3 protein-coding genes are annotated in these 4,529 nt (G+C 64.0%); all 3 read right to left on the reverse strand.

Annotated elements, in window-relative coordinates; genetic code table 11:
* Positions 1 to 1,337: methyl-accepting chemotaxis protein (locus FXB41_RS39905; RefSeq protein ID WP_219685661.1), on the reverse strand; the 1,337-nt coding region annotated here is incomplete at its 3' end.
* Between the two features lie 287 nt (positions 1,338 to 1,624).
* On the reverse strand, positions 1,625 to 3,778 hold the full coding sequence (locus FXB41_RS39910) for a methyl-accepting chemotaxis protein (protein WP_246649621.1): 2,154 nt from the start codon (positions 3,776 to 3,778) through the stop codon (positions 1,625 to 1,627).
* A gap of 328 nt (positions 3,779 to 4,106) precedes the next feature.
* Positions 4,107 to 4,529, reverse strand: a 423-nt coding sequence (locus FXB41_RS39915; protein ID WP_246649623.1) for a methyl-accepting chemotaxis protein, incomplete at its 5' end; no start/stop codon positions are given.

Here is a 4,529-nt window from a genome sequence, read left to right on the forward strand (position 1 = left end):
AAGCCGCGGCCGGCCTCGCCCGCGCGTGCCGCCTCGATGGTGGCATTGAGCGCCAGCAGATTGGTCTGGCCGGCGATGGTGTTGATCAGCTCGACCACGTCGCCAATGCGAGCCGCCGCCTTGGACAATTCGCCGACACGGTCCGTTGTGGTGCGGGCCTGGGTCACCGCCTCGCTCGCGACCCGCGCCGATTCCTGCACCTGGCGGCTGATCTCGGTGATCGAGGACGACAGCTCTTCGGTCGCAGACGCCACCGATTGCACGTTGGTCGAGGCTTCCTCCGAGGCTGCTGCAACCACGGTCGTGAGCTGTTGCGTGCGCTCGGCGGTCGAGGTCAGCGTCGTGGCCGACGCTTCGAGTTCGGTCGAGGCCGACGACACCGTGCCGACAATCTCGCCGACGGCGCCTTCGAAACTGTCGGCAAGCCTGCGCATCTCGGCCTTGCGCTGCTCGGCCGCCATCTGGTCCTGCCGCATCTTGGCTTCCGCTTCCTCGCGCGCCTTCTGCTCGGATACGGTCTTGAATTTTTCGACGGCACCGGCAACGCCGCCGACCTCGTCCTTGCGGCCGAGGCCCGGCAGCACCACAGCGAAGTCGCCGCCCGCGAGCTTCTCCATCGCGACAGTCAGGGCGCGCATCGGACGGGCAATGCTGAAGATCGAGAAGACGCACGCGCCGATCAGGACCAGCGCGACCAGCACGCCTGCGACGAATGACGTCCGCGCAACGGACGCAGCCTCTGTTTCCGCCGCCGTGCGCGCCTCTGCACTCTCATGCTTGGCGAAGTTCGTGATCTCGTCGGCCAGTTCCGATATTTCCGCGTTGGTCGGCATCAGCATCTCCTTGCGGATGCGGATGATTTCAGCGGTCAGCTTTGCCAATTGCGTCGCCGCTTCGCCGTCCTTCCTCGACTCGAGCGCGAGCTCCTGCTTACGGATCGCCTCGATCTGCTGCTCGCCTTTCTGGAAATTGCCAATCAACACGGTCAGGCGGTCGATACGTTTGTGGTTCTCCGGCGATTGCGAGAGCCCTGCCATTTCACCGGAAAACTTAAGGGCAGCCGTCTGGCGGTCGTTGAAATAGCTGGCGGCCTTCTGCAACTCGGCAGGCGAGGACGAGGTCAGGATGTCGCGAATGCCGATCTGCATGCCCCGCACCGACGCCTTCGCTTCCGCGGCGTTTTGCGCGATCGCCTGCTGTCCCGATGCGCTATTGTTGAGCTTCTGGACCTCGGCACTTCCGCTCATCTGGAGGAGGATCATCAGCGCAACGAGCGCGAGGGTCAGCGCCGAGGTGATGGCGAGTTTGGTGGCAATTCGCAGATTCTGAATGAACATCGTCGAAAACATCCCCGGGATACGCATTGTCGCGGCGAAGCGCGCGAACAGCCTTGGAGGCTAGTCTGCGAGCTTTCCATTAACGTTAAGCGCGAGGCGATGCCGCTTGAGTAGAAATACTGAATATGTCGCTCAATTGCCGGATTATCGCAACCATCCCGCGCAATCGAAACACGCCTCGCGAATTGCCGCGTCACGTGCGTTAACGTCGATCCCAGTGCGCGGGCGCGTCGTCGCTCAGCAGACGAACCCGATCTCGCGTTCCGCTTGCGCTGCGCGATGCCGCGTCACGCTGCGCGCACGGTATCGAGGAAGTTGCCGACTTCGAGCTTGAGACGGTTGCTGTCGCCAGAGAGCGACTGGGCCGCCGCCAGCACCTGCGACGACGCCGAGCCGGTCTCGCTCGCCCCGCGCTGCACGTCGGTGATGTTGGCCGAGACCTGATGGGTGCCTTCCGCCGCCTGCTGCACGTTGCGGGAGATTTCCTGTGTCGCCGCGCCCTGCTCTTCCACGGCCGCCGCGATCGTGGAGGAAATCTCCGAGAGCTTCTCGATAGTGCCGCTGATGTCCTTGATTGCGCCGACCGAATGCTCGGTCGCGGTCTGGATGCTGGCGATCTGCTGCCCGATCTCACCGGTGGCCTTCGCGGTCTGTTCGGCGAGTGCCTTGACCTCGGAGGCGACAACCGCAAAGCCGCGACCCGCTTCGCCGGCGCGCGCGGCCTCGATGGTCGCGTTGAGCGCCAGGAGATTGGTCTGACCTGCGATCGTGCTGATCAGCTCGACCACGGCGCCGATCCGCGTCGCCGCCTTGGACAATTCGCCGACACGCTCGGTGGTGACACGCGCCTGGCCGACAGCTTCGTGGGCCACGCGGGCCGATTCCTGCACCTGCCTGCTGATCTCGGTGATAGAGGACGACAGCTCCTCGGTCGCCGACGCCACCGCCTGTACGTTGGCGGACGCCTCCTCGGAGGCCGCAGCAACCATGGTCGTGAGCTGCTGCCCACGCTCCGCAGTCGATGTGAGCGTCGACGCCGAGGCTTCCAGCTCGGTCGCTGCCGAGGACACGGTGTCGACGATCTCCCCGATCGCGGCTTCGAAGCCGTCGGCCAGCTTCCGCATTTCCACCTTGCGCTGCTCGGCTGCCCGCTTCTCGGCCGCAGCGTGATCGCCGCGCATGCGTTCGACTTCGAGGCCGTTTTGCTTGAAGACTTCAACGGTCCGTGCCATCTCGCCGACCTCGTCACCTCGGCGGGTGCCTGGTACGACCGTCGTGAAGTCGCCATTGGCGAGCCCACCCATCGCAACCGAAATGGCTGAAAGCGGCTTGAGGATCCGGCCAAAGGTGATCCAGAAACTGAGGCCAGCGAGCATCACCGAGGCGCAGAGCAACACGACCGTGAAAGCGAAATTACGAGTGCTGACTTCTGCCTGCATCGTGGCTTCGCGATCAGCGGCCGCGCCAATGGCTTCACCGAGCTTCAGCACCGCATTGATGCCGGCAGTGGCCCGCGTAAAGTACTCGGGTCCCGTGATCTTGTAGTCCCCGGCTTCGCCACCGGCGAGCACAAGCGCCCGCGTTTCACCGTAGAGTCCAAAATAGGACTTCTCGACCTCCGTCATCGCCTCGCCGATCTGCAGGGCGAGGTCCGAGCGCAGCCGCACCGGCAATACGGTGTCCCATGCGAGCTCGACCTTGGCCCGCAGCGCCGAAAGGCGCTCATAGCCCTCCATCCCGAGCTTCGCACGCGCACCGACGACACCGGCCAGCAGGGCCCGCTCCCTTCCGGCATTCTCGGCCATCTGAGCTGTCAGATGTCGCAAGCCGATGAGCTGCGCCAGCCTTGCCACGGGCGGGCTGGTGAGAGTTTCGAGCGTCAGCCGCAAGCGGTTGCTCGCGACGTCGATCACCTCCGTAATCGTTGGCGCGAAGCCATCGACGAGGTCAGGTTCGCGTTCGACGCGCGGGCGCGACATTCCCACGTCGGCCTTCTCACGCAAGAGACGCAGCGCCTCGAATTTCGTCGCTGCGTCCGCAATCTGTCTTTGCCCCGCCGCCATTTCGGGAATCGCGCTGATATCGAGGATGGCTTGCCGAAAGGCCTCGTCGGCCGTCGCGCGCGCCTTTGCGATTTCGGCACGGCGCTCGGGGCTGACGACATCAGGAGACTTCAGCACGGCGTTGGTCAGCCCGCGTTCAATCGCCCAATGTCCTGCGCTGCGCAGCAGCAGCTGGGCAACTGCATTGACCTTCAGGAATGCCCCGGACTCTCGCCTCTTGAGGATGGCCTCATAGGCGATGAATCCGGCCGAGGCCAACCCCAGCAAGACCAGGGCAGAGATGATGATCGGCAAGATCGTGCCGATCCGAACATGTCCGAGCCGACTCCACGCGCTGGCGGCCTGAGTTCGGGCCTGATGATGTGCAGGGCTCAACATGGTACGTTTCCCCCGAAGGAAACACGCAGCCAAGTCCTTGCCGGCTGCATGGACGTTGATCGCCCTTGCCGGAGAATCTAGTCCTCGTGTTTTCGCATTCTGGTTAACGGGAGGGTTCGGAGAAATACTGAGATTTCAGCCCAAATAGTTGAAATCGAAGGGGTAATTTCGCGAGCAGGTTGTAAATTTCAGCTTGAGGTCGCCGCTGTTTGTTTTTGCAGCCGACGTTCGCCGAAGGCCTGCGCGAGACGTTCGCGGCGACGATCGGATGCAAAAACGCCCCGCCTAAGGAGGCAGGGCGTCTTCCGAGCTGTCCGGAACGAGGTTCTTAGGCGGCGCGCACGGTGTCGAGGAATTTGCCGACCTCGAGCTTGAGGCGGTTGCTGTCGCCGGACAGCGACTGTGCCGCTGCCAGCACCTGCGAGGATGCCGATCCAGTTTCGCCCGCGCCGCGCTGCACGTCGGTGATGTTGGACGAGACCTGATGGGTGCCTTCCGCCGCCTGCTGCACGTTGCGCGAGATCTCCTGCGTCGCCGCGCCCTGCTCCTCGACGGCCGCAGCGATCGTAGACGATATCTCGGACAGCTTTTCGATGGTGTTGCTGATGGCGCTGATGGCGGCGACCGAGTCCTGCGTCGCCGCCTGGATGCCCGAAATCTGCTGGCCGATTTCGCCGGTCGCCTTTGCGGTCTGCTCGGCCAGCGCCTTCACTTCGGAAGCCACCACGGCAAAGCCGCGGCCGGCCTCGCC

The sequence above is a fragment of the Bradyrhizobium canariense genome (genome assembly GCF_019402665.1).
GTDB classification, from domain to species: domain Bacteria; phylum Pseudomonadota; class Alphaproteobacteria; order Rhizobiales; family Xanthobacteraceae; genus Bradyrhizobium; species Bradyrhizobium canariense.